Genomic DNA, 253 nt, shown 5'->3' on the forward strand with positions numbered 1-253 from the left:
GGGGAGAGCAGCAGATCATGCTGGCGGTGCTGGGTTTGATCGACGTGGTGATGATCTCCAACCTGCTGGTGATGGTGATCGTCGGCGGCTACGAGACCTTCGTCTCGCGGCTGCGGCTGGAGGGCCATCCCGATCAACCCGAATGGCTCAGCCACGTCAACGCCAGCGTGCTGAAAGTGAAGCTGGCGATGGCGATCATCGGCATCTCCTCGATCCACCTGCTCAAGACCTTCATCGCCATCGGCAACCTGGG

At 61.3% G+C, this 253-nt stretch carries 1 protein-coding gene; it reads left to right on the top strand.

Annotated elements, in window-relative coordinates; genetic code table 11:
• Positions 1 to 17: 17 nt before the first annotated feature.
• Positions 18 to 253 (top strand): YqhA family protein (locus J3482_RS20585; RefSeq protein ID WP_236018435.1); only part of this gene is annotated, 236 nt, incomplete at its 3' end.

This window comes from Alicyclobacillus suci (assembly GCF_017329615.1).
GTDB lineage: Bacteria > Bacillota > Bacilli > Alicyclobacillales > Alicyclobacillaceae > Alicyclobacillus > Alicyclobacillus suci.